Here is a 21,239-nt window from a genome sequence, read left to right as displayed (position 1 = left end):
CCCTTTAGCAGGTTTAGCGACTAAATGCGTCCCAAAGGTTTGTCTATTTACAGTTCCATCAATTGGAGTTTGACCATCGGCATCCAAATTCTGATAAGAATTATTTACAAAAAGAAAACTCCCAGAAAATTTAGCCCAGTCTTTATGTAACCAAGCATAAGCCATTCCTTTGTAATCAAATACAGCTCTTACATTACCATCATTATTAGGATCAAATAAGGTGTTTATTCTACTTACTCCATTTTGATTAAAAGAAAAACCAAAATCTAGTTTTAGGCCACTTTCATTTTTATATTTAATCAAAGCTGCATCATGAAACCTTCCTTGCATTGCCCAATCCAATCCACCAAGTATTCTCTGATCATCATAAGACAGTGCTTGTCGACCTATTTTTGTCGACCATCCACTACCAAACTTAAAATTAATCCAAGCTTGAGCTAAGGAAAAACTATTGTTATTATCAGCAGCAGCTATCTGAGGAGTATCACCCCAAACACTAACATCCTGTACACTAAGATATGTAGAAAACTTGTCTGCAGTATAGCCAAATTTTAATCGAGAACGTTGTTGTACAAATATAGCAGCATCTACTCCTGATGGAACAAGATTCCCGAAACCACGTAAATATTCTGCTCTGGGTCTTATGTCTGCATCAATACTAAGTTCTTGGGCCTTTATACTACCTATTAGCAATAAAACACACATTAATAATTGTAGTCTTTTTTTCATATGAATTGGTTTTAAAAAATTAAATAAAAAAAAACGTATTAAAAACTTGTTTAAAATACGCTTTTTTCCCCATTTAAATAACAGGTGTTAGTTATAATTTATATTTTCACTTTTTCATATAAACCTGTAACTGTGTTAAAAGCTTTTGTTAAGTCATTACTGATTTTATACATTTCAGAAGGCTTAAACCCTTGATTCATTAGCTTCTTTTTATTGTTTTTAACACTCTCCCACTTGGTCATTGCAAGCCCTAACTTTTCATCAATTTTCTCATTATTAAAATTAGAAATCAATAACATAGTTATAGCACCATCAATTTCATTAAATACATTATTCAACATCTGTTCAGAATTCTTTGTCTTCAATGTGGTTTGATTTGCAAAATAATACAATGCTAATCTTTGAGAAAGCATACGTTGTCTTCCTGCCATATTAATAATTTGCTTAAGCTCTAAATCGGATTCACCAGAACCGTCATCCTCTAAAAGATCTTGATCGTTTTTATTAGCTCCTTTTGATTCCACAATAACAGCAGATACCACATCATTGGTTGCTTTTAGTAAATCTGTATTTAAATCAATAATCTTTTTTGCATTATCATAATTTGGAGTACTCTCTATAAGTTTTTTAAACTCTACCCAAATACCATTTACCTTTGTAATTCTATCTTTAGTTACCTTGTAACTAGAATTCTGATTGATAATACCATTCTGTTTCTCGAAGATAATTTTACTAGTCAAAAGGTCCCTCTTAGCTTTTGCATCACTAGGGTTTTCTACTAAATACAGGTAGGACTTAGCCATTTTTTGACTTAGCATTCTTTGCTTTCCAGAAATATTAACCGCTTTATTAAAGGTTAACATTCCGTATTTTATGTTTTGTTGTGCACTTATTGTATTTGTGCTCGACGCCACTATTCCAAATAAGAATAGTAACATTATAGACTTAAATGTAAAATTTTTTTTCATTGTTTAATTTTTATAATTGAGATTAATTTTAATATTCCTCTAAGGATAAATGGGTGATTTTATTATCGGATGATAGTCCTAAAACTAGAATTGTAGAAGAATTTTCGAATTCCATTAAATAACGTTTGTTACCATCGTCATCCATTAAAAAAGAAGATTCTCCCATCGTTCCTTTTTTAGCCTGATTATCAGTAATAAAACTCGTTACTTTGTCCAATGTAAAAGAAGACTGTAAATCTGAAGAAAACAGTCCAAAAAGGGAATTAGCATCTTTTGCATTATATGCATCAGAAATTTTTGTGATAGTCATTTGATAACTATCCTCGGTTTGTGTAAAACTAAAACATATAGATAGTAATAGTAAGTAGGTAATTTTTTTCATAAAGTTTGGGATTTGGTATTAAAGATTAATATTTTACTTAATATTCCATTATTGGAAATTTACGGTTTAACCGTAAATTATTTTGAATGACTGAAACAAAACTATTTCAAAATCCGATTAAATACATACATCTTCGATATAATGCACTTTTAATAAGTTTAGTAGCGCTTATTTTAAGTTTATTGGAAAATTTATATAACAACCTGTAATATTCATTAGATAATATAAAATTGGTTTTTGCCAAAAAACACTGTTTATTTAAAATTATTATGGCAGTCATAACTTTAAATATTTGATTTACTAAATAGTTACTAAGAGCATTCATAAAGTTTATTTTACATACAAATCATTTTTAATATTATCTAAAACTAGATCAAGCTTACGGGTAAACCGTAATTTTGATACGTTTTTAACACAGTTTTAACTTATGTTTAACACGATCTGGTTAAAAAACTGATTTAAACGCTTAAAATGAATCTAATTAATCCAAGAAAAATATCTTGTTGTAAAATAAGAAACACAAAAATCTCGTTATCAATTATTTAGAAAAAAAAGTATTTGTAAGCTTAATCCTACCAAAACTAACTAACAAAATTACCTTATAGTGTTTATGAAGAGACTATCTAAAACAATTTCAAAAATTTTAATAATCTGTGCTTTAACTATATTCACACAAATTGGTGGACTGATTTTCTTTATTTCAGAATTTATGATCTCGAAAAACATCAAAAGTTATCGATTAAAAAAAATTAGCTGGTTTATTGGTTTATATATATTTAGTACTTTTTTAATTGTACCATATCTCGCTCCTTTATTTGGGAGAGAAAAAATTAGAGATAATGATCTTATAGCGTCGTGTACTTTTTTTACCAAATTATGCAATAGAAATTATGTAACTCCAGAATTAAATATCGCCTTACAAAACATAGCTAAAACTGTAAGTGAAAATAATAATAAAATTAAGCTCATATATCTAGATGCTAATTTCCCTTTTATTAACGGATTTCCATTACCTCCTCACCTTAGTCATAATGATGGTAAAAAAATTGATCTCTCTTTTATTTATACTAACAGTAGCGATCAGATCACTAATAAAAAACCTGCGCTTTTTGGGTATGGTATCTATGAAGGCCCAAATTCTAAAGAATATGATCAAATTAAAGTATGCAAGAAAAAAGGATACTGGCAATATGATTTTGCTAAATACTTGACTTTTGGAATTTCAAATAATCAACTTAAGTTTTCAAAAAAAGCAACAAAAGATTTACTTTTGACAATTGTAAATCAGAAAGAAGTAGGGAAAGTTTTTATAGAACCTCATCTAAAAAATAGATTAGGGGTGCAACATCCTAAAATTCGATTTCATGGTTGTCAAGCAGTAAGGCACGATGATCATATACATTTACAACTAAAATAACTTCAATAAAATTGAACCTTAGCTAAAAGAAAATGGAAGTCAAAACTTTATCATTACATCATATCATTAAAGAACCAACTATTAAAAAAGATAAAGCACCTGTTTTATTTATGTTTCACGGATATGGAAGTGACGAAAATGATTTGTTTTCTTTTGCTTCAGAATTACAAGAAGAAGTATTTATAATTTCTGTTAGAGCTCCCTATCCAATGCAACCCTATGGTAATGCTTGGTATGCCATCTATTTTGATGCCGCGCAAGGAAAGTTTAGTGATGACGCACAAGCTATTGAGTCACGAGATAAAATAGCAACATTTATAGATGAAGCTGTCGTAAGCTATAATTTAGATCCTACCAATGTAACTCTACTTGGTTTTAGTCAAGGTACAATTCTTAGCTATTCTGTAGCACTATCATACCCTGAGAAAATAAAAAATGTGATAGCATTAAGTGGCTATTTAAATGAAGATATCCTTAAAGAAGGTTATGAAAACAATGATTTTTCAAAACTTAACATATACTGTTCTCATGGCAGTGTAGATCAAGTTATTCCTATAGATTGGGCGAGAAAAGCTCCTGTAAAATTAAAAGAGTTAGGAATACATACTTCACTAAACGAATTTCCAGTTGGTCACGGAGTCGATCCTCGCAATTTTTATCAATTTAAAGAATGGTTGACTAAGCATATTTAGAAAAGTAATATAAACCATAATAAGCGATAGTTTTTTTCGTTGGAATAAAGACACTTATCTCAAACTCCAAACATGAAAACACTATCCTCACTACTTGTTTTCGTATTCTTAACTATTACCTTTTTAGGTAATGCGCAGATTACGTATGAAACTGCTTTTCCAAATATAGATTTTGAATTTCCTGTTGAAATACAATCCCCCAATGATGGTACAGATCGAATGTTTATTGTTGAACAAAGAGGAAGAATTAAAGTTTTTCCGCGGGTTAATAATGTAGCAGCTAATAGTGTAGATACCTTTTTAGACATATCAGATCGTGTACGTTTTAGAGACGGTCAAGAAGTTGGGTTATTAGGATTGGCTTTTCATCCTGATTATGAGACTAATGGATATTTTTACACCTACTACACCACGGATAGCCCAGTGTCAGGCATATCGGTAAGAATGGTACTTTCTAGGTTTACGGTAAGTACTTCTAATTCTAACTTTGTCGATCCAGATAGTGAATTGGTGATTTTTCAATTCGATAAAAATCAGAATAATAGCAATCACAATGGAGGTAAAATTGCTTTTGGCCTAGATGAATATCTTTATATATCTATTGGTGATGGTGGAGGTGGAAATGATCCTGAAGGGAATGGACAAAATAAAAATACTGTTTTTGGTAGTATTCTTCGTATCGATGTAGACTTAGACGGAAATAATCCAGTAGAAACAAATCCAGATTTACCAAATGGTAATTATGAAATCCCAAGTGATAATCCATTTGTTGGCACTAATGGATTAGATGAAATATATGCCTATGGAATTAGAAACACTTGGAAATTTTCATTTGATAATGAAACTGGAAGATTATGGGGTGCTGATGTAGGTCAGGGTGCTTTTGAAGAGGTAAATATAATTGAAAATGGAAAAAACTATGGTTGGAGTCGATTTGAAGCCAATTCTGTAGCTAACAGTAATGTAACTATTACTGAACCCACTGTTTTTCCAGTACATTTTTATAACCGTAACCAAGGAGATCGCTCTATAACTGGTGGTTATGTGTATCGAGGTTCAGAAATCACTAGCTTAACTCCTGATATTAATTCTAAATATATTTTTGGAGATTATGTAAGCGGAAGAGTTTGGGTATTGGATTACAACCCTTCTTCTGGAACCGGTAATAGTACGTTATTATTTAATACTTCTGGTGAGTTTGTTTCTTCTTTTGGAGTAGATAAAAATGGTGAATTATATTTTAGTGATTATGGAAGTAATGCACAAATCTATAAACTAGTGGATGGAACGACCACAACACCAGGAACTGCTATAAGTGGTATTGGACAATGGCAATCATTAAATCAAGGAGTTCCCAATGGAGTCATTCAAGCTATCGTAACAGATACTAATGGCGATGTATATCACTCTGGAACTTTTAGTGAAGTAGGAAATATAAGCGCTAATAATATCGCCGTTTGGAATGAATCATCTGGATGGAGATCGCTAGGTATTGGATCTAATGGAACTATTAATACACTTAAAATTTCTTCTAATGGAAATTTATATGCTGGAGGAGCTTTTACTGAAATAGGAGGTGTTTCTGCACAAAATATAGCCGTCTGGAATGGGAACAACTGGTCTGCATTAGGATCAGGAATAGATGGAACAATAGCGTCTATTGAAATTGATGATAATAACAACATATATGCTGGAGGTGTTTTTGAAACAATAAATGGGAACACTGTAAGAAATATTGCATTATGGAATGGCACAACTTGGTCTGCATTAACTGATGTAGCTAGTGGAATAGCAGGAACAAATAATGAAGTAAGATCATTGGCATTAGACACAGACGGAATACTATATGTAGGTGGAAATTTTGACGAAGCCGGAAACGTTACTGCGAATAGAATTGCTACTTGGAATGGAACTAACTGGGGAGCATTAGGTACAGGAACTAGTGGTTTTGTAGAGGCAATCGCAATAACTCCGACAGAAGTGTTTATTGGAGGTAATTTTTCTATAGCAGGTGGTCAAACTGTTAATAGAATAGCAAGATGGAATAAAAGCAATACTACTTGGTCATCTGTTAATAATGGAGTGAATAATATAGTAAACACATTAATTCATGATGGAAATAATTTATACGTCGCTGGTGCTTTTGACACTGCCAATATTGATACTAATAATAGTGTTATTGTTAATAATATCGCAAGATGGAATGAAACAAATGGTTGGGAAGCATTAGGTACTGATATTAATGTTGGAGTAGATATTAAAATAAACACCATGAGTTTTGCATCCGATAATGAAGGTATTAATACTGTTTTTGCTGGCGGTAATTTCTCTACTGCAGGAGTTATCAATGCTAGCAATACTGCGCAATGGATATCCGAAAATATCTTAAGTACTCCCGAAACTAATGACCCAACTGTCTATTTGTACCCCAATCCAACTACTGACATAGTGCAATTACCTAAGGAAAACGAGTGGATACTTACTAATAATACCGGCAAAATAATTAATAAAGGAAAAAGTACTACTATCGATATTTCTGGGTATGCTACCGGTATGTACTTTTTGAAATTAAAAGACAAAAAGACTTTAAAGATCATTAAAAAATAGAAAGTAAGTTTTAACGATATTTATCTCCAAGACCAACTCCTCTTAAGATCATAGGTATTATTTTTTCTAACCTAGAAGCTTTAGTAGTATCTCGCTTTGCACTGGTTATATATTCTGTATATTCTTTCTGTTTAAATAGAGGCAACTTCTCAAAACTATTTTTTAGATCCTTATTAGCTTCTAAAATTACTTTTAACTCTTCTGGTACATTAATATTGGTTGAAGGTTTTTTAATTATTATTTCTTTACCATCTTTTTGATTTTGTATCGCTTCAAGAACGTATTGTAACACTAAATCTTTTTCTATTTCTTCATAAGAAGAAAATCTCCATTGTCGCAAACCTTTTGTCTTTCCTTCTTGTGCATTAATCAATTTACCTTGATCATCTTTTAGAAATACTCCTTGATGAAACCATATCCCTACATAGGATTTAAATGCTGTCAAACCTATTACATTCTTACCATCTATCGTATATGTTGGTGTACCCCACTTTATTGTTTCCTTCATTTCTGTAGAAATCATAATCGATCTTAATAATTCCAGGCTTTTTTTCCAGTGTAACTTACTCTTAATAAAAACATCCACTGTTTTACTATTTTCCATAATACAAAAAAATATAGTTCTATTTTCTCCTTAAAATAAATTTTACTCTGCTAAGTATTCTTTTAATCTTTGCCCTAAAAAATAATTCCAACCTGCGATACAACTATCTCTAGTAAATTCAGGAACATTAGACGGAAAATCTTCTGTTACTACCAGGGATAACTTAAGTCTAGTTCGATTATCTTCCTTATACAACTCAAAAGTCACAAATGCATCACCCAGATACTCTACATAGCTCCAAGTGTATGTGATTTTTTTATTGAGTATTACTTCGGTTATTTCCCAGCAATGTGTATAATTTCTATCTTCAACCTGTACTAAGAATTGAGTTTTAAAACCAACTTCTGGTTTAAATGATCTAATAGCATCAAAAAACCAGGATCTCATTTCCTTTACATCAGTTATTGCTCTCCAGACTTTATTTTCAGGAACATTGTAATATTCTTCAATAATTATGTGTTCATCAGTAACTTTCATTATCTTAAATAATTAAATTTCAATTATTTATTAGCTTTACTAAATTAAACAAGTTATATGTATTAACAAAAAAATACTATGGCATTGAATTTGATCAATTATCAAAAAAACAATCAACTCATGAGAACGTTACTTTATTTTGTCTTTATCCTATTCTTATTCTCAGCTTGTTTTCCCACTAAAATAGCACCTACTATTAAAGATGATAAAGTAATGGTTGCCAAAAAGTTTAAAAAAGGGCTCCCAAAAAGAAATTCCTTTATTTTCGAAGATCCCAAAAATGAAAATGAATTTTACGACTATATTAATTACAAATTTAAATTAGATAATAAAGACGTTCAATGGAATGTTCCTTTCATAGTAAATAACATAACATATTACCTCTCTTTTAACGAAGTAGAGAGAACCACAAAAACAATCAACCTAGCACCCTTGGTAATCGATGCAGCATTAGAAAACAATAATTTAGAACCAGTTTTAGAGAATTCTTACACAAGTCGTAGTGGAAAATGGTATCTAGTACTTACCGTTAATGATGAAGAGTTTATGGATTGTCTTAAAGAAAATTATGTGAAAAGAGATGAGATTGTTGTATTTCTCAGACAACTTAGAAAAGAATATCTCGCAACCAGCGATTACAGATCTCTATTATTTAAAAAATAAAACCAAATCATTTACCATAAACTCGTCATTCATAGAAATTTTAAAAGAATTTAATGAATCGGTATATAAAAATCAACTAAGCATTTGTTCTCTGGATGATTTCTGAAATCACTATGATATATTTCAAATGGAGTCACCTCTGATTTCTTATACCCTTGCTCGTTCATCCAAACAAAAAGACTACTCCAGGCTTTTTCAAAATCTTCGGGAGTGATTTCAAAATGACCAATAATATTTCTCCCCTTTTTGATCATAACTGGGCTGATTTCACCTTCAGAAACAAAAGGTTCGTTCATCAATATACAAACACTCATTCTAACTTTATCTGGTGATGTTACCTTGAAACTATCATGAAATATTCTTGCCATTTTAGTATCAGGGGTTTCCATAATTCCTTTAGATCTCCCCCATTTTATTAACTTTTCAAAAACATTTCCTATCCCTTCTATCCCAATATGAGTAATACTTGCAAAATGTAATTCTGGTACTTCTTTTACTTCGATTTTTGCATTCATTTTAATCCAATTTAAATGATTATTAATGTTACAAATGTATTTTTCAAAAATCGATTCCTCTTGTCCAATCTTGCTTTCTACTTTACTAATCTTGCTAAACTTACTAGGAAGTTGTTTTCTAAAATCGGTCGGACTTACTCCATAAAAACTTTTAAAAGCTCTAGTGAATGAAGAATTACTACTAAAACCATATTGAAGCGATAGCTCAGCAATACTAACTTCATTTTTATGCATAAGCTCTAAAGCGATTTTTTCAATACGTCTTCTATTTACATAGGAATTCAGTGTCTCACCTATTACGGCCTTAAAAATTCTATGAAAATGAAATGGAGAATACAGTGCAACCTTCGCAACTGATTCTAAGGATAAATCCTCGTCTAAATGCTCATCAATATAAATAAGAACAAGATTAATTCTATTTATATATTCTTTATTTGATTTTTTATTCAATGTCATCTATAAATAGAGGTCAAAACAGTAAACAAACTGTATAAAAAAGTCATCTATCGACTAAACACTAAATGACTAAGAATTATGATACTTTAATCTACTTAATCTAGAACTTAATTCTTAACAATTTTTATAGTTTTAAAAATCTCTAAATCAGCTTCAAGATTAACAAAATATATACCGTTTGGTTGGTTTATTTCGATAATAAAAGTATTCTCATCATAAAAATTAACTTTTTTTACTATTTGTCCTAATATATTAGTAATATTTACTCGAATTGAATTATAGGTCTTATCTAAATTTATTTCAAAACTGTCATTAGTCGGATTTGGATAAATCTTACTAACTTTTTGAAGGTTATTCTCAGTAACACTTAACGTATTTTCATTTTGTAAAATTATAAAAGAGCCACTATTACTTATGAAATTTTGTTCTAAACTGTCTTCATCATCACTTGATAATCCTATAAATAAATAATCATCTTCAACTAAAACTGCCGATCCAAATGAATCACCTGACGCTCTATTTTCGTCAACAACTTTTTGAGTCTGGCTCCATAATCCATTGATATCCTTTTCAAAAACATAAACAGAACCTGAATCATTTAGTACATTAGTCCCATCTATATCATGATCTTCCCTAATTGCCCCTACAACGAAATACTCGTCGGAAATTGATAAATTTAACCCAAACCAATCTCCACTTTCTCTATCTGAAGCTACTACTTTTTGAGTCTCGTTCCATAACCCATCAATATCTTTTTCAAAAACATAAACAGAACCTGAATCATTCAAGAAATTGTTTCCATCTATACTATGATCTTCTTGATGCGATCCAACTACTAAAATATTCTCATTAATTCCTATGGATAATCCAAAAGTATCCCCTTGGTCTCTATCATTTGGAACTATTTTTTGTAAAAAAGTCCAATTTTCAGGCCCATCTTTTTTATAAACAAAAGCAGCTCCTGCATCAACTTTCACGTTTCCTCCATTTGAATCTTCATCCTCTACCGGGGCTCCTACAACCATATAATCATCCGAAACCACTATTGAAGCACCAAAATCGTCATTATTACCAGGTTCAGAAGAAACTATTTTTTGAACTTGATTCCAAACACCATTATTTTCTCTCTTAAAAACATAAACTCCTTCATTATTACCACTCGCACCTACGAAAATAAAATCATCTTCAATAGCTACTGAAGCCCCAAAAACATGACTAAAAACTCGATCATCAGGAATAATTTTTTGTACTTCCATCCACACATCATTGTCACTTCTTTCATATAAATAGACCGCTCCTGCAAAATCCAAAGTATTTTGACCTGAAACATCATCATCTTCAAATGGTGCACTAATTACCAAATAATTATCATTCATTGCTACGGCACCTCCAAAAGAATCTCCTGACTCTCTATCAGAGGCAGCTAATTTTATTAATTCAACCCATTCTCCATTAGAATCTTTATTATAAACATAAGCAGAACCAGCATCATTCAATAAATTTGTCCCATTAGAATCAGTATCTGAAGATGGTACACCTACCAACATATAATTTTGACTTATAGCAATTCTTCCTCCATAAAAATCATCTGCTGATCGGTCTGATGCAACTATCTTATTATTCTTAACCCAATTCTGAGCAAATAATGAACTGTAATTCAACAATAAAGAGAATATTATCCAAAACTTAATTTTTATCATACTATTAGTTATACTATTTAAAACTCTGACAATTAATATTATATTCATTAAAAAAATAAAATATTGCCACAATAATTTTAGCGCAATTTATTCTTTGTTATAAGTTCTTTATTACACCAATACCAGATTGCGTCTTCACTATTAGGTTCATAAGGAGCAAATTTATCGAACTCCATTCCAACTTTTTCCATCACTCTGATCGATGCTTTATTATCTTTAAATGCAATTGCAATTATCTTTTTTAGTTTAAGGGAATCAAAGCCATACTCTAAAATTGCACGAGATGCCTCTGTTGCTATACCCAATCCCCAATATTCAGGTAAGAACCTATATCCTAAATCAATTTCATCAAATTCTGGCAAGTATGCCAATCCTGACCATCCTACAAATTTATTTCCTTTTTTTAAAATAGTAGCCCATCTACCATATCCATATTTTTTATAATCAATAATTCTTGTTTCTATGGCTTTTTTTATTTCTTCCCTAGATTTTACTACAGGTTCTCCTGTATACTTTTGTACGGCAGGATTAGAATGCAGATTGTATAGTACTTCTATGTCATCAAGAGTAATTTCTCTTAATAATAATCTTTCTGTTTCTATTAAAACCTTCATTTTATTGATTATAATATTTTAAGCATACCCTATTGAGAATATAAATATACCTAAAATGTTATACTCAATTGTTCTATCACACTAGAGTTCCATTCAAGCGTAACTGTTAATAGGTTTTCTTTCTCGTTCCAATCAGTTTCAACTATCTTATCTCCTACCTTAACAGATGCTGGAGCAGTTTTTATATTATGAATAATTAATGATAGTTTACGACTGATTTTAGCATAATCATTGCCTGTTTCAGACTTTAAATTTATAGAAAGTGTATCATCTACATTCTTACTATTGAAACTTAAAATCTCATACTTACCTTTTTCATAGGCATTTGGCGTATTTCCATCATCATCATATAATTTCCCAAAACTAGAACTCGTTTGAGCATCGTGATAATAATGTAACGTAAGCTCCTTAGTATTATATAATTCTGTATTCTGGATAGTCTCTACCATAGGAATAAATGCACCTGCTTTTACAAATACAGGAATATGATCCTCTTCGGTTTCTATAGTAATATATCTACCTCCTTCATATTTTTCACCTGTATAAAAATCATACCAATTAGATCCCTTAGGAAAATAAACATCCTTAGATGCTACCCCAGATTTTACTATTGGAGAAACTAAGAAACTGTCTCCCCACAAGTAAGTATTAGAAACCGTTTGTAATTCTTTAGCCTCAGAATCTTCAAAAAACAAAGGTCGCATTAACGGAACTCCTGTTTGATTATTTTCAAAAGCTAACGTATAATTATATGGAAGCATTTGATATCTCATTTCTATACTCTTTTTCGCTAATTCTTTTGTTTTTTTATCATGAAAAACTGGTTCTGGTGCAATATGTTCTTGAGCATGTGGTCTATAAATAGGCTGAAAAACTCCATACTGTAACCACCGAGTATATAGTTCTGCGTCAAATTTTTCTCCTCCAGCAAAACCACCTAGATCCGAATGCATATATCCCAATCCTTGAATCCCCATTGATAAGGCTATTTCGGTTTGAGGTTGTAAACCACCCCAACTTCTATTAACATCTCCCGACCAAGGAATCATCCCAAATCGTTGTGATCCAGAATATCCAGCACGCATCAAAATAAAAGGTCGTTGATTAGGGAAATCTTTTTGGTATCCTTCTTGAACTAATCTCGCCCAATCGTGTCCGTAAATATTATGAACTTCGTCAGCAGATCCTGTGGCATGTAACAATGATGATGGATGAACTTCAGGTTCACCAAGATCTCCCCACCATCCTGAGACTCCATATTCTTTAGTATATGTTTTATAAATATTCCAAAACCAATCTTTACCTTTTTGATCATAAATATCAATAATTCCAGTGTTTCCAAAATAGAAATCATATCTAAAAGGATTTCCTAATGAATCTTTACCAAGAACTTTTTCAGCTACAGCTTCTTCCCATTTTTTGGATGTTGATAAAACAAAAGGTTCTGTTATTAAAATGGTTTTTACACCTTGGTTTTTGAAATCATTGATCATTTGTTTAGGGTTAGGAAATGAATTTTTCAAAAACTCTAGATTTCCCATATGCCCTTTGATGTCTTTTCCAAACCAATAAATATCTAGAATTACTGCATCTAATGGAATGGAATCACTTTTAAATTTCGCTATAGTTTCCTTAGTTTCCTTTTCTGAATGATATCCAAAACGACTTGCAAAATTACCAAAAGCCCATCGTGGAGGTAATGGTTGTTTTCCTGTTAGATCAGTATACTGGTTCATTAAATCTTTCCAATCATCACCAGCTACAACCTGATATGTCTTTCTTCCATTGATTGTTTCGTAACTCAATGTATTATCTTTTTTACTATCAATATCAAGAAAACCGATCGGAGCATTATCAAAATGAACTGCATATTTTTTAGATGATAGTACTAAAGGCATGGTATAATTCATTAGCTCAGCACGAGTTTCATAACCATAATGCGCTCTGTTATATAATTGTAAACGATTACCTCTTCTATTCATTCCTACTACTCTTGCTCCTGCACCATAAATAACTTCATCTTTATCTAAATTAAAATTCAATATTTCCGTAGAATCTGTTTTAAGATATCCCTTGTTCTCTGAGATTAATTCTTTTCCTTTATATATATAAGAAATATAAAATGGTTCTTTTGTTATATGAACACTGATCCCATCAGAATCGCCGTATACAATACTTTTTTCAGTTTCCTCTACGTTAGCAACAATTCCATTTTCCAAAACAACAGCGTGTGATTTGGGATCAAAAACTTCTCCATTTGGAATAAATGAAGTTTCTATAATTTTATTAGAATATAGTTTTATGAGGTATTTCCCTTTCTCTCTAGAAACCTCAATAAAACCATCTTTTTTATAGCTATCGATATTGGTTATAAAATCACTCGCATTAGGTTTACAAGAAAACGCTAAAAATGTTACTACTCCGGAAAGGAAAAAGAAAAATAATCTTGACTTCATTATGTAATGGGTATTTTCTAATGTTGATAAGATTCAAATATACTAGAATACCTTTAAAATAAGGATACAACAACTGATGGCAATACCGAATTATTGAATTTTCAGTCAAAACAAAAAAACACAATAAAAATCACAACACTTCACTATAACGTTTTCGTAACTAAATAGAATTAATTTAATCATATCGTAATCGATTTCATACAGTAAAAGCATTAACATAAAATACCTAACCTTAACCTAAACATTTGTTGAGATAGACTAAACATTTTGGTAATACCGAAAGATTACTTTTAGGGTATTAATAACCAATTTAATCTTAATCGTATCACACATGAAAAATTATCTTTACTCTATGTCTAATCGACATAGAAAATCAATATGCATTTCTGCATGCTTAGGTTTTCTAATTTCTTTTTCTGCTTTTGCCCAAACAGAAAAAGATAAATCAACACCACAATTTGATCTACCAAATGACAATTATTATGGTCAAGAAATTTATGCAAAAGGAAAAGGAAAATCTTTTAGAAACTTCGGGGATTTGCTGTTCTCTAGAGCTGTTTTAGATGCCGCTAGTTTTTCCGAAGGTCCTACTTCTGGTCTTTTTATAGGCAGTATCCCTATTAATGAACAAGAACTCCCTTTCTATAACAAACAACCTATTCAAGGATTCTCTTCGGTATTAAATAATATGGACGGAACTTTTACTGCAATGTCAGATAATGGTTTCGGAAGTATTGAGAATTCTGCGGATTATAATTTACGTTTATACAAAATCAAACCTAGATTTGAAACATTTTTTAGAAGAGGCGAAGGAGATATTCAGGTACTGGAATATATCGAACTAAAAGATCCTAATGGGTTAATACCATTTGCAATTACTAATCACTTTAGTCAAGATAGAATTTTAACCGGTGCAGACTTTGATATTGAATCTATCCAAAGAACTACTAATGGAGATTATTGGATCGGAGATGAATTTGGACCTTTCTTATTACATTTTGATCAAAATGGGGTATTAATAGACGCTCCTTATCCTCTACCTGATCTAGATAATGCCGGTAAAGAATTACGTTCTCCACAAAATCCATTTAGTGAAGAAGCGAGTGCTATTAGAATTATGAATGCTATGAGGGCGCATGCACAAGCTAATGGTAGTAAAGCCCCAGTAATGTCACCTTGGTTTGTTATGTTAGATGATAATGATGAAACTACGGTAGTAGGAAGTAGAATGACAACTGCCAATGGATTGGTAGAAGCATCAAGTGAATTATTTAATGTTTCTTCTTTAAATCGTGCTGGTCATCCAGTAGTTGTATACACCGTTAACGATACAGAAAACATGAATCGTTTGTTGGACCTAGACTTACAAGGAATTATTTCAGATCGCCCCGACCTTTTATTAGAAGCTGTACAAAATTTTGATAAGAACCAAGACGGTCGCGCTGATTATATGGATGATAATGGACTTATTGATGTTACTCTTTTTGATGCACAAGGACATCGTGGAGCTAGAAATTTACGTCCAGAAAACACCATACCATCTATGGAAGCAGCATTAGATTATTTGATGCCTACATTAGAAACAGACTGTGGAATCACTTTAGACGGAATCCCTGTACTAGATCACGACCCACATATAGAAGCGGCAAAAACAAGAAAAGTAGATGGCACTCCATATGAATATGAAGATGAAGTATTGGTAAAGAATCTTACATTAGACAGTATCCAAAAAACATTTATTGCAGACAAAATCTTAGCCGGTAGACCTGCACAAACCAATGATCTTTCACTCTCTCCTGTTGCTGTAGCTTTTGCAAATGAAAAAGGATTTATTGATCCTTACGTAATGCCATCATTACAACAATTATTTGATTTTGTAGAGTTTTATGTTAACTATTATAAAAATGGAGAAGGATCTTCTCACCCTGAAGCTACGAAACGTTGGATGAACGCATCTAAAGTTCGTTTTAATATAGAAACCAAAATTAATCCAAGAACAGATTTAGATGATCGAGGTGATATTTTTGCTGAGAGAACTTTTGGTCCGGAAATATTTACCAAAGCAATTGCTGATATTATTGTTGCGAATGAATTAACGGATCGTGCAGATATACAAAGTTTTGATTTTAGAACACTATTACTTTCACAAGCTCAGTATCCAGAAATTAGAACGGTTTGCTTATTTGGTGATTTCCCTAAAGTTGGAGATGCTGGCGATGGTACCAACTTACAAGATCAAAATGGAGAAAACACTCCTTGGTTAGCGGGAATGTATTGGCCATATCGAGTGACAAAATTAGACACTCCATTTAATGTAAAACAAAGTGGTGGTTTCGAAGGAATGGCTTTAACTACAGATAATACCACATTATTACCATTGCTAGAAAAACCGCTAGAAGGTAGCGAAAATAACAATCTATTAATCCACGAATTTAATCTTGCTAGTAAATCTTATACCAATAAAAAACATGAATATCCACTTAACGAAAGAGCTTCTGCAATTGGTGATTTTGTAATGTTTAGTAGACAAAGAGGATTAATAATCGAGAGAGATGGATCTCAAGGAGATCTTGAAGGGTTCAAAGCTATTTATGAAATAGAACTAGACGAAGATTCTACGATGGTTCAAAAAAGACTTAATGTAGACTTATTGAACATTAGAGATCCTAGGAGAATTTCAGAACCTGGATTACCTGGAGATATAGGAATTGGTAGAGAATTTGCTTTTCCTTTTGTTACTATAGAAAGTGTTGTAGTTCTTAATCCGTTTTTGATTGGTGTTCTAAATGATAATAACTATCCATTTAGTGTTGGTCGACATGTTGGTGAAGGGTTACCTGATGACAATGAGTTTATTTTACTGTGGTTAGACCAACGATTAGGATTGCCTTGGTACAACAGGAAAGATACTGTATTAAGATTTAAAGAAGACGATTTTAAAACATATCCTAACACTTTTACCAACAAGGTGACTTTCTCTTCTGTAAATGAAAAGATAAGCGCTGTAAGTATTGATATATTTGATTTGGCAGGAAACTTAGTTAAACAAATAAATTCTACTAAAACAAATGAAAATGGTTTTGAATATATATGGGATGGTAAAGCCGATAGTGGTGCTGATGTATCTACAGGAATATATATTGCAATTATCCAAGCTGATGGAGAATTTATAAAGAAAAAGTTAGTAAAAAAATAAAAACTTAAAATTAACCAACTTACTAGCATTAATAACCAAAAAAAAGACCTGCCATATTAAGCAGGTCTTTTTATTTATACTCTTAATATCTCTTAATTTTTAGGGTATAAGAATGATTGTTCAACTTCGAAATCCACTACTCCATCTTTTCTAACATCATAAATAATAAATAATTGCCCCCAATAAACTCCATCTGTAAAATCTGCTATGATCCATTTATGATTTAATAATCTTACTTTATTGATTGCCATATTACCCTCCATTCCCTCAAAAGGAACAATTGGATTATCAGCTCCTGCTTTATTTTGACTTATGATTTGGTCACTAATAGTTAACTCTAACTTTTTTGCATCATATCCTTGCTCTTCAAAATAATTAATAGCTTCTTCATCACTATCTAATGAAAAATAAGTTAGCTCAAGGATTTTATCTATTAATGAATCTTTTTCTATATCTCTAGATTTTAACTCATCTTCTTTCTCTTCTATTTTTGCCATCAGGTTATCTATCTTACCATCATAAGATTCCTTGGCTTTTTTAGCATTCATAAATTGAAACAATATGAATAAAACTGAAAAAATAAATAGGTAAAGAAATATTCTACTTCGCATATTAGATTGTAATTTTTAAATTATCGTAGGCTAAAAAAACGTTTTCTGGTAATTGTTGTTGTACTTCTTCATGAAACCCAAGCATATGGCTTATATGCGTAAGATATGCCTTTTCAGGCTTCACTTCATCAATAAACTCTAGTGCTTCTTCTAAATTAAAATGAGAGTGATGCGGTTCAATTCTGAGAGCATTTACCACCAATACTTTCACCCCTTTTAATTTTTCGGTTTCCTTCTTCTCAATGGTTTTTACATCAGTTAGATAAGCAAAATCTTTAAATCTAAAGCCAAAAACTTGTAATCGATTGTGCATTAAATCTATCGGGATCACATCCAGGTTGCCCAGTGAAAATGGTTGGTTAGTTAGTTCATTTTCTATAACACTGGGTGCTCCTGGATATTTATTTTCTGATGAAAATATATAACTAAATCTTGTTCTTAAAGCATTTAATACTCTTTTATGCGCATATACAGGAATATCTCCTTGTCTAAAAAAAAATGGCCGTATATCATCCATTCCCATCGTATGATCGGCATGTTCATGAGTAAAAATTATCCCATCAATCCTATCTACTTCATTTGTCAGCATTTGTTGTCTAAAATCAGGACCGCAATCTATTACATACTGATACTCGTCCCATGAGACTAAGACCGACACACGTAATCTCTTATCTTTTTGATCCTTACTAAGGCATACAGGATGTGTACTTCCTATTATCGGAATTCCTTGTGATGTTCCTGTACCAAGAAATGTAACTTCCATATCGCATATTGACTAAAGGCAAATGTAATTATAATTTTTTTGCTCAAAAAGTAATTCATTTCGACACTTTATTATTTATATCTATTATAAAATGCGAAAAATTGCTTTCAGTTTTTTTTAATAATACTTAATCTATTAGTAACTTTACATAAACAAAAAAAGCCCATTTCGCTATGCCTATTACTATCATGGGAGATAAGGAATTCGAGTCCGTCCCTTCGCTTAAGAGTAAAGCCTTACGAATCAATCTAAATGCTAACATCTATGGAACCTTCGCGGAGATAGGTGCCGGTCAGGAAACAGCACGTAATTTTTTTAGAGCCGGAGGTGCATCTGGTACTATTGCAAAAGCTATGAGTGCTTATGATAAAGATTTTAGTGATGCCATCTACGGAATAGAAGATGATAAACGCTATGTAACCGAGGCCCGATTAAAAAAGATGTTGAAGCACGAGGTACGTCTTATAGAAGAGCGAATAAAGAGAGAAAAACATCCAAATAAATTATTTTTCAGTTATGCTAATACAGTAGCTACAATTGATTTTGCTAAGAAATATAAAGGACACGGTTGGGTTGGTATTCGATACCAAACTAAACCAGATGAAGACTATAATGAAATAATACTTCATATCCGTTTTCATGAAAATGATGCTAAACTACAGCAAATGACCTTGGGAGTTTTAGGAGTTAATCTTATTTATGGAGCTTATTATAAATATGATAATCCAAAAAAATTGCTTCGTTATCTATATGATCACTTAGATAAAGACCAAATTGAAATTGACACTATTAATTTTTCCGGTCCAAGATTTAAAAAAGTGGATAACCGATTAATGAGTTTGCAATTGGTTAAAAATGGAATGACCGAAGCGGTAATGTTTGGACCTGATGGTAATAATGTTCTACCCGCTGCTGTATTATATAAAAAGAATATCCTAGCTCTAAGAGGAAGTTTTAGACCAGTGACCAAAGTAAATATGGATATTTATAAAAAGTCACTTAATATGTTCCTTAATGAGAATAAGGTACGTAAAGAGAAAACAATTGAGATTTTTGAAATCACCTTATCTAACCTTAGAGCAGAAGGGGAAATCGATGAAGAAGATTTTATGTCTAGAGCAAGATTATTATGCTCCTTAGGGCAGACTGTAATGATTTCTAATTTCCAGGAATATTATAAAGTTGTAGAGTACTTCTCTAATTACACTAAAGAGCGTATGGCGCTTTCTATGGGTGTAAATAATCTAGTAGATATATTTGACGAAAAATACTATCGACATTTAAGTGGAGGTATTCTAGAAGCTTTCGGAAAACTCTTCTTTAAAGATCTTAAAGTATATTTATATCCTTTAAAAGACCCTAAAACTGGAGACTTAACTACAAGTGAAAACCTTAAGGTACATCCTAGAATGAAAGAATTATATAAATTCTTTAAATACAATGGAAAACTTCAAGATATTGTAGATTTTGATCCTTCTATAATGGATATATATTCTAGAGAAGTACTTCGAAAAATTCAGGAAGGTGAATCTGGATGGGAAGAACAATTACCTGAACTTATTCCAGAAATGATTAAAGAAAATAATTTCTTCGGTTATAAAGAAACCGAAAAAGTACAATAAACGAGTACTTAAATTTTTACATCTTAATAACCACTTAGGGACTAGCAGTAAATACTAATATATTAGTATATATTTCGGTTATATTTAATTCCGAAAACTTAAATATTCTAAGCTATAATTTCTATTGTTACATAATATGTGTGATAATAGAAATTATAGTATTTGATTGTTAAGAATTACTTACAGAACTTTATTTTGACAATTAAAGCATATCCCTAATTCTAATTGCAGAGTAAAGTAAGTAATACTCTTTATTCTATAATTAGTAAGGAAATAGAAAAAACAAATCTTTAGAGAATTTAAAACTTTTTTTACTGACCTATGCAACAAGTATCAATCAAAACCAATCCTGAAATTGCATTGGTTTATAAAAAATACCCTGCCCTAGTTATGGGTAAAATAATGAATCTTCGGAATTTAATTATTGAAACAGCTAAAGAAATAGAAGACATAAAGAGTATTGAAGAAACATTAAAATGGGGAGAACCTAGTTTCTTAGTTAAAAAAGGTAGCACAATAAGAATCGACTGGAAAAAGAGTAAACCCAATCAATACGGCATGTATTTTCAATGCACTAGTAAATTAATTACCACATTTAGAGTTTTATACAAAGATACTTTTCAGTTTGAAGGAAACCGTGCTATTATATTTCCAATAGAATTTGATATTCCAGAAAAAGAACTAAAAAATTGTATTACTGTTGCTTTGACCTATCATAAAGTAAAACATCTACCGATGTTAGGAATGTAAAGAAAACAAAAAGCATA

General features: G+C 31.3%; 18 protein-coding genes. 7 read left to right on the top strand and 11 right to left on the bottom strand.

The features are described 5' to 3' along the window. From J8L88_RS23025 to J8L88_RS23015, 3 genes are all read right to left on the bottom strand, one after another. Positions 1 to 729: alginate export family protein (locus J8L88_RS23025; protein WP_211062002.1), on the bottom strand; the 729-nt coding region annotated here is incomplete at its 3' end. A 98-nt stretch (positions 730 to 827) separates the two neighbouring features. Then, on the bottom strand, positions 828 to 1,697 hold the full coding sequence (locus J8L88_RS23020) for a type IV pili methyl-accepting chemotaxis transducer N-terminal domain-containing protein (protein WP_211062000.1): 870 nt from the start codon (positions 1,695 to 1,697) through the stop codon (positions 828 to 830). 28 nt (positions 1,698 to 1,725) lie between these two features. Continuing rightward, on the bottom strand, positions 1,726 to 2,079 hold the full coding sequence (locus J8L88_RS23015; RefSeq protein WP_027391753.1) for a hypothetical protein: 354 nt from the start codon (positions 2,077 to 2,079) through the stop codon (positions 1,726 to 1,728). A 610-nt stretch (positions 2,080 to 2,689) separates the two neighbouring features. Here J8L88_RS23015 and J8L88_RS23010 point away from each other — a divergent pair. The 3 genes from J8L88_RS23010 to J8L88_RS23000 all read left to right on the top strand — a co-directional run bounded on the left by J8L88_RS23010 (position 2,690) and on the right by J8L88_RS23000 (position 6,795). Continuing rightward, positions 2,690 to 3,496, top strand: coding sequence for a hypothetical protein (locus J8L88_RS23010; RefSeq protein ID WP_211061998.1), 807 nt, complete (start codon positions 2,690 to 2,692; stop codon positions 3,494 to 3,496). Between the two features lie 32 nt (positions 3,497 to 3,528). Further along, positions 3,529 to 4,188, top strand: coding sequence for an alpha/beta hydrolase (locus J8L88_RS23005; protein WP_211061996.1), 660 nt, complete (start codon positions 3,529 to 3,531; stop codon positions 4,186 to 4,188). Between the two features lie 72 nt (positions 4,189 to 4,260). Next, positions 4,261 to 6,795: a PQQ-dependent sugar dehydrogenase gene (locus J8L88_RS23000; protein ID WP_211061994.1), complete on the top strand. Its 2,535-nt coding sequence runs from the start codon at positions 4,261 to 4,263 to the stop codon at positions 6,793 to 6,795. A 10-nt stretch (positions 6,796 to 6,805) separates the two neighbouring features. On the opposite strand, the gene J8L88_RS22995 is transcribed toward J8L88_RS23000, so the two are convergent. Together J8L88_RS22995 and J8L88_RS22990 are read right to left on the bottom strand one after the other, a co-directional pair. Next, complete coding sequence (locus J8L88_RS22995; protein ID WP_211061991.1) at positions 6,806 to 7,399, bottom strand: YdeI family protein; 594 nt, start codon at positions 7,397 to 7,399, stop codon at positions 6,806 to 6,808. 42 nt (positions 7,400 to 7,441) lie between these two features. Then, complete coding sequence (locus J8L88_RS22990; protein WP_211061989.1) at positions 7,442 to 7,876, bottom strand: SRPBCC domain-containing protein; 435 nt, start codon at positions 7,874 to 7,876, stop codon at positions 7,442 to 7,444. Positions 7,877 to 7,996: 120 nt separating this feature from the next. Here J8L88_RS22990 and J8L88_RS22985 point away from each other — a divergent pair, with 120 nt between their 5' ends. Beyond that, a complete protein-coding gene (locus tag J8L88_RS22985; protein WP_211061988.1) occupies positions 7,997 to 8,539 on the top strand; it encodes a hypothetical protein in 543 nt (180 codons plus the stop codon). 50 nt (positions 8,540 to 8,589) lie between these two features. On the opposite strand, the gene J8L88_RS22980 is transcribed toward J8L88_RS22985, so the two are convergent. The 4 genes from J8L88_RS22980 to J8L88_RS22965 form a co-directional block, all read right to left on the bottom strand. After that, on the bottom strand, positions 8,590 to 9,510 hold the full coding sequence (locus J8L88_RS22980; RefSeq protein WP_211061987.1) for a GyrI-like domain-containing protein: 921 nt from the start codon (positions 9,508 to 9,510) through the stop codon (positions 8,590 to 8,592). 107 nt (positions 9,511 to 9,617) lie between these two features. Further along, a complete protein-coding gene (locus J8L88_RS22975; protein WP_211061986.1) occupies positions 9,618 to 11,210 on the bottom strand; it encodes a T9SS type A sorting domain-containing protein in 1,593 nt (530 codons plus the stop codon). A 77-nt stretch (positions 11,211 to 11,287) separates the two neighbouring features. Next, positions 11,288 to 11,824, bottom strand: coding sequence for a GNAT family N-acetyltransferase (locus J8L88_RS22970; RefSeq protein WP_211061985.1), 537 nt, complete (start codon positions 11,822 to 11,824; stop codon positions 11,288 to 11,290). A gap of 50 nt (positions 11,825 to 11,874) precedes the next feature. Further along, positions 11,875 to 14,280, bottom strand: coding sequence for a TIM-barrel domain-containing protein (locus J8L88_RS22965; protein WP_211061984.1), 2,406 nt, complete (start codon positions 14,278 to 14,280; stop codon positions 11,875 to 11,877). Between the two features lie 331 nt (positions 14,281 to 14,611). On the opposite strand from J8L88_RS22965, the gene J8L88_RS22960 reads away from it, so the two are divergent. After that, positions 14,612 to 17,476, top strand: a complete 2,865-nt coding sequence (locus J8L88_RS22960; RefSeq protein WP_211061983.1) for an esterase-like activity of phytase family protein — start codon at positions 14,612 to 14,614, stop codon at positions 17,474 to 17,476. 92 nt (positions 17,477 to 17,568) lie between these two features. On the opposite strand, the gene J8L88_RS22955 is transcribed toward J8L88_RS22960, so the two are convergent. Next, positions 17,569 to 18,024: a hypothetical protein gene (locus J8L88_RS22955; RefSeq protein WP_233557670.1), complete on the bottom strand. Its 456-nt coding sequence runs from the start codon at positions 18,022 to 18,024 to the stop codon at positions 17,569 to 17,571. Between the two features lie 64 nt (positions 18,025 to 18,088). After that, positions 18,089 to 18,850 carry an MBL fold metallo-hydrolase gene (locus J8L88_RS22950; RefSeq protein WP_118385960.1) on the bottom strand — a complete coding sequence of 254 codons (762 nt, stop codon included), beginning with the start codon at positions 18,848 to 18,850 and terminating at the stop codon, positions 18,089 to 18,091. A 173-nt stretch (positions 18,851 to 19,023) separates the two neighbouring features. Between J8L88_RS22950 and J8L88_RS22945 the strand changes: the two genes are divergently transcribed. Together J8L88_RS22945 and J8L88_RS22940 are read left to right on the top strand one after the other, a co-directional pair. Continuing rightward, positions 19,024 to 20,472: a TonB-dependent receptor gene (locus J8L88_RS22945; protein ID WP_027391764.1), complete on the top strand. Its 1,449-nt coding sequence runs from the start codon at positions 19,024 to 19,026 to the stop codon at positions 20,470 to 20,472. A gap of 321 nt (positions 20,473 to 20,793) precedes the next feature. Further along, on the top strand, positions 20,794 to 21,222 hold the full coding sequence (locus tag J8L88_RS22940; RefSeq protein ID WP_027391765.1) for a DUF1801 domain-containing protein: 429 nt from the start codon (positions 20,794 to 20,796) through the stop codon (positions 21,220 to 21,222). Positions 21,223 to 21,239: the final 17 nt, after the last annotated feature.

The sequence above is a fragment of the Aquimarina sp. MMG015 genome (genome assembly GCF_018100855.1).
Taxonomy (GTDB): domain Bacteria; phylum Bacteroidota; class Bacteroidia; order Flavobacteriales; family Flavobacteriaceae; genus Aquimarina; species Aquimarina latercula.
The sequence above is the reverse complement of the archived record's forward strand: the minus strand, read 5'-3'. Positions and strand labels throughout refer to the sequence as shown.

What these genes read in the sequence shown, in the direction of transcription:
- J8L88_RS22995 (WP_211061991.1), bottom strand. Translation starts at nt 7,399, where the DNA reads ATGGAAAATAGTAAAACAGTGGATGTTTTTATTAAGAGTAAGTTACAC.
- J8L88_RS22940 (WP_027391765.1), top strand. Translation starts at nt 20,794, where the DNA reads ATGCAACAAGTATCAATCAAAACCAATCCTGAAATTGCATTGGTTTAT.
- J8L88_RS22955 (WP_233557670.1), bottom strand. Translation starts at nt 18,024, where the DNA reads ATGAATGCTAAAAAAGCCAAGGAATCTTATGATGGTAAGATAGATAAC.
- J8L88_RS22950 (WP_118385960.1), bottom strand. Translation starts at nt 18,850, where the DNA reads ATGGAAGTTACATTTCTTGGTACAGGAACATCACAAGGAATTCCGATA.
- J8L88_RS23010 (WP_211061998.1), top strand. Translation starts at nt 2,690, where the DNA reads ATGAAGAGACTATCTAAAACAATTTCAAAAATTTTAATAATCTGTGCT.
- J8L88_RS22980 (WP_211061987.1), bottom strand. Translation starts at nt 9,510, where the DNA reads ATGACATTGAATAAAAAATCAAATAAAGAATATATAAATAGAATTAAT.
- J8L88_RS22990 (WP_211061989.1), bottom strand. Translation starts at nt 7,876, where the DNA reads ATGAAAGTTACTGATGAACACATAATTATTGAAGAATATTACAATGTT.
- J8L88_RS23005 (WP_211061996.1), top strand. Translation starts at nt 3,529, where the DNA reads ATGGAAGTCAAAACTTTATCATTACATCATATCATTAAAGAACCAACT.
- J8L88_RS23000 (WP_211061994.1), top strand. Translation starts at nt 4,261, where the DNA reads ATGAAAACACTATCCTCACTACTTGTTTTCGTATTCTTAACTATTACC.
- J8L88_RS22965 (WP_211061984.1), bottom strand. Translation starts at nt 14,280, where the DNA reads ATGAAGTCAAGATTATTTTTCTTTTTCCTTTCCGGAGTAGTAACATTT.
- J8L88_RS22960 (WP_211061983.1), top strand. Translation starts at nt 14,612, where the DNA reads ATGAAAAATTATCTTTACTCTATGTCTAATCGACATAGAAAATCAATA.
- J8L88_RS22975 (WP_211061986.1), bottom strand. Translation starts at nt 11,210, where the DNA reads ATGATAAAAATTAAGTTTTGGATAATATTCTCTTTATTGTTGAATTAC.
- J8L88_RS23020 (WP_211062000.1), bottom strand. Translation starts at nt 1,697, where the DNA reads ATGAAAAAAAATTTTACATTTAAGTCTATAATGTTACTATTCTTATTT.
- J8L88_RS22945 (WP_027391764.1), top strand. Translation starts at nt 19,024, where the DNA reads ATGCCTATTACTATCATGGGAGATAAGGAATTCGAGTCCGTCCCTTCG.
- J8L88_RS22985 (WP_211061988.1), top strand. Translation starts at nt 7,997, where the DNA reads ATGAGAACGTTACTTTATTTTGTCTTTATCCTATTCTTATTCTCAGCT.
- J8L88_RS22970 (WP_211061985.1), bottom strand. Translation starts at nt 11,824, where the DNA reads ATGAAGGTTTTAATAGAAACAGAAAGATTATTATTAAGAGAAATTACT.
- J8L88_RS23015 (WP_027391753.1), bottom strand. Translation starts at nt 2,079, where the DNA reads ATGAAAAAAATTACCTACTTACTATTACTATCTATATGTTTTAGTTTT.